3 protein-coding genes are annotated in these 4,763 nt (G+C 21.1%); all 3 read right to left on the bottom strand.

What is annotated here, in order from left to right:
* A partial coding sequence (locus R5Z65_RS09485) for a recombinase family protein (RefSeq protein WP_317368751.1) occupies positions 1 to 1,518 on the bottom strand: 1,518 nt, incomplete at its 3' end.
* Positions 1,508 to 3,190 (bottom strand): recombinase family protein, encoded by a 1,683-nt coding sequence (locus R5Z65_RS09480; RefSeq protein ID WP_317368750.1) that lies wholly within the window; start codon positions 3,188 to 3,190, stop codon positions 1,508 to 1,510. The genes R5Z65_RS09480 and R5Z65_RS09485, both read right to left, overlap by 11 nt.
* Positions 3,183 to 4,763 (bottom strand): recombinase family protein (locus R5Z65_RS09475; protein ID WP_317368749.1); only part of this gene is annotated, 1,581 nt, incomplete at its 5' end. The genes R5Z65_RS09475 and R5Z65_RS09480, both read right to left, overlap by 8 nt.

The following is a 4,763-nucleotide window of genomic DNA, read 5'->3' as shown; positions in this document are numbered from 1 at the left end:
TTTTTTAAATTTCCAATCTATTTTTATGTTTTCTCTATCATAAATATAGATTTTATCAATAAAAATATCTACCATTTCTTTGGTTAATACATCTTCTTTTAAGTAATTCCTTAAAATTTTATTTTCTTCTCTTATCTCTTTATTTTCTAAAGAAATATTTTTTACTTTTTCTATTTCATTTTTTAAATTAGTTATTAGTTGCTCTTTTTCTCTTTTTAATTTTAAGTATTCTTCTTTACTTATTTTTTCATTTATATAGTCTTCATAAATTAACCTTCTGCTAAAAATTAATTCTTCTTGTTCTTTTTCCAAAATCAATACATTTTTCTTTAAATTAGTTTTATCTTCTAAATCATCTTGATTTTTTATATAAAGCAATATTTCTTTTTTTAGACTTTCAAATACTATTTCTTTTATTTCACTTTCTAATATTTTTACCTCTTTACAACAATTATTATCATTTTCTTTAATACTATGACAATAGTATTTTTTATTTATTACTTCTTTATTTTTATATACATTAGTATACCTTAAACCATAACCACAATTCCCACATTTAAACTTATATACAAATAACATTTTTGGCTTTAAATTTTTATATGTTGATACTGTTTTTGATTTTATCATATAAAATGTTTCTTTGTCTATTATAGGTTCGTGGGTATTACATACTTTTACTATATCATCATTTTTTATTGTTTTACCACTTCCACATTTAACTTTTTTCCTTTTAAAGTATATTGTATTTCCTATGTAAATTTCATTATCTATTATTACTTTTATATCATTTGCTTTCCATATTTTATTATTTAATTTTTTGCTATATTCTTTTCTAATGCCTTTTGCTATTTTAAAATCACTTTTAACTGGCACTTTATTCTCATTTAAAATTTTACATACCCCACTATATGTATTATTTTCTAAAACTAATTGAAATATCATTTTCACAATAGGTGCTGTTTCTTCATCTATTTCAAGCCTTTTAGTTTCTTTATTCTTTTTATAGCCAAATGGTGCATAAGAAGAGATATAATTACCTTGTTTTGCTTTTGCTTTCATTCCTGTTTTTACTTTAATAGACAAATCTTTACTATAATAACTATATAGTATATTTTTAAATGCTATATCTAAATCTGTTGTAACATTTTTATTATTTTTACTATCGTAATTATCGTTTATAGCTATAAATCTTATATTTAAAAATGGAAATATTTTATCTAAATAGTTGTTTACTTCTATGTAATTTCTTCCAAATCTTGATAAATCCTTTACTATTATACAGTTTATTTTTTTATCTTTTATATCTTGTATCATTTTTTTAAAATCTGGTCTTTCAAAATTACTTCCTACATATCCGTCATCACTATATGATATTATATTACTACCTTTTAACTCATCATTATTTTTAATAAAATTTTCTATTATTAATTTTTGATTTACTATACTTTCACTTTCGATTTTACTTTTATTTATGTCTTCTTTTGATAACCTTGTATACATTGCTATATTATATAACATCTTTTAATATACGCTCCATTTCATTTAATAACATATTGTATTCTGTCATATAATTAAAAGTTATTTGTATAGTATTATTATCATATGTTAATATTTCTTTTATTAAAATTTGTAGTAATTCTTTTGTTAAAACTTTACTATTTTTAAATTTTAAAAAGCTTTTTAAGTATTTATTTTCTTTACTTAAATTGTTTTCTAAATCTAAAATTTGTTTTTCTAAACTTTCCTTATTTTTATTTAATTCTTTTTCTTTTTCTAAATAGTTATTTTTAGTAAATATGTAATCTTCTTCAGTTAATAATCCTGTTGTATAATCTTCATATATTACTTTATAGAAATTTTTAATTTTATTTATTTCTATATTTGTATTTTCTACTAAAGATTTTATTCTATTTTCTTCTAAACTTATTACTTTACTTTGTTTATTAATTATAGTTTCTAGCTTTACTACTATTTCTATTTGTTTTTTTATTTCTTCAAAAACTATTTCTTTTACTAAATCTTCTTTTATGCTTTTAAAGTTACAATTATTTTGTTTTTTATAATTACATTCAAAAAATCTAAATATTTTAATACTTTTTTTATTTTGTCTACTTCTTTCTCTTCTAATTAAATTTTTGTTACAATCTCCACATCTTATTAACCCCTTAAAAATATTTTCTGTTTTATTTTTGAGAAGTTTATTTTTATTATTTCCTAAATATATATCTTTTGCATTGTTATTAATTTCATTTACCTTATTAAAAATTTCTTTATCTATTATAGGTTCGTGTGTGTTATATACTATCTTCCATTCATTTTTTGATACAACTTTTTGTTTTTCATTTTTATATAAATCACTTCTTTTTTTACCTTGAACCATATTTCCTATATAAACTTCATCAGACAATATTTTTCTTATTGTATGTAAATTCCATTTTATATTTTTATTTTTTTCATCTTTTAAAATACCTATTTTATAAAGATAAGCATAAGGAGATAAAATGTTTTCTTCATTTAATTTAAGTGATATTTTATTATAACTATATCCTTGTAATCTTAAATTAAAAATATATTTTACGATATGTGCAGTTTCACTATTTACTACAATCTTATTTTTATTGTTAGTATCTTTTAAATATCCATAACTAGCCCAAGCTCCTATAAAATCTCCTTTTTTCTGCTTTTCTCTTAAAGCACTACTTACCTTTTTTGCTATATCTTTTGCATATAGTTCATTTACTATATTTTTAAGGTGCATTAATAATATTTCACTTGCATTTTCATTATCACTGTCATATCCATCATTTATTGCTATAAATCTTACATTCATAAATGGGAAAATCTTTTCTAAATAGTTTCCACATTCAAGATAGTTTCTTCCAAATCTAGATAAATCTTTTACTATTATACAATTAATTTTACCTTGTTTAATATCTTCTAAAAGTCTTTCAAAGCCATCCCTGTTAAAATTTGTTCCTGTATAGTTGTTATCTTCATAAACATCTATTAGCCTAAACTCCTGTTTATCTTTCATATAATCTAAAATTATATTTTTTTGATTTTCTAGTGTGTTACTATCCTTTTTATTATTATCAAGATTTGATAACCTTACATATATACCAACAGAATAAGTTTTTTCATTAGTTGTAATTTTAGATATTTGTATATTTTTTCTACTTTTTCTAGCCATTACAAGCCACCTGCATATTACTTTCTAAATATGATATTAAGTTTTTATATTCTTCCTCATATTTAAAATTTATTTTAATGCTTTTATTATTATATACTTTTATATCTTCAATTAAATTTACAACTAATTCTCTGTTTAAACTTTTTATATTTTTATGTGCTTTTAAATATTCTATCCATAATTGTTTATCACTTATTCCCTTTGATAAAATCTCTATTTCATTTTCAAAACTTGCTATTAAAGTTTTTATTTCTGTTATTTTATCATTATAAGCAAGGCTAAAATCTTTAAATTCTTCTTGTGTTAATATACCAGCTTTTAAATCTTCATATAATTTTAGTTTAATATTTTGATATTTTTTTAGCTCTTTATTTTCTTTATCTATTTTGTTAGTTATACGTTCCTTTTCTTTTAATGTATAATTATTGCTATTAACTATACTTATTATATCTTGCAAACTTATAATAGCATTTATATGTGTTTTTAATGTTTCAAAAACTGTTTCTTCTATTATTTCAGTTTTTATACTGCTCCCTATACAACCTTGTTTATTTCTAGCATTATTACAAACATAGTAAATATAAGGCTTATCCTTTGTTCCATTATTTTTTCTTACTAAATTAGAACCACACTCTCCACAACATATAAGCCCACTTAATAAATAAACTTTTTCTTGTTTAGGAGCTATCCTTGTATCAATAGACATTATTTTTTGAACACTTTCAAACATTTCTTTTGATATGATAGGCTCGTGATTATTTTCTACAATTATCCATTCTTCTTTTGGAATATATACCATTTTTTTAATTTTATGATTAGGTGTTGTATATTTGTTTTGCTCAAGTGTTCCTATGTATATTGGATTTTGTAATATTCTAAATATAGCTTTTGCACTCCATAATGCCTTTTCTTTTTTCTTAAAATTTGTACTTATATTAAGTCCTATTGATTTTTTATATTCCATAGGAGAAAGTATATTTTCACTATTTAATTTTTTAGCTATTTTATCAGCACTTAACCCTTCTAAACGGTATTTAAAAATATCTTGAACAACTTTAGATGCTATTTCATCTATAACAATCTTATTTTTATTTTTACTATCTTTTAAATAACCATATGTAACAAATGAACCTATAAATTCGCCCTTTTTTCTCTTTACATCAAAACTACTTCTAATTTTTAATGATATATCTCTTAAATAACTGTCATTTATAAGATTTTTAAAAGGTATAATTAAATTGTCTATACTTTCTGTACTTTTAAAACTATCATAATTATCATTAACTGATATAAAGCGTACATTCATTAGTGGAAATATTTCTTCTAAATATTTTCCAACTTCTATAAAATCACGTCCGAACCTAGAAAAATCTTTTACTACAATACAATTAATTTTGCCTTTTTCTATATCTTTTATCATTTCTTTAAAAGCAGGTCTATCAAAATTACTTCCACCATATCCGTCATCTATTTTAATAGAAACTAATTCTAGTTCTTTATTGTTAGTTACAAACTCTTTTAGCATTAGCTTTTGATTTGTTATACTTTCGCTTTCAATATGTTTATCATCTTC

Origin of the sequence: uncultured Tyzzerella sp. (assembly GCF_963558545.1) — a bacterium.
Classification (GTDB): Bacteria; Bacillota; Clostridia; order Lachnospirales; family CAG-274; genus Tyzzerella.
Note: the sequence above shows the minus strand (reverse complement) of the source record. Positions and strands in the feature narration are given on the sequence as shown.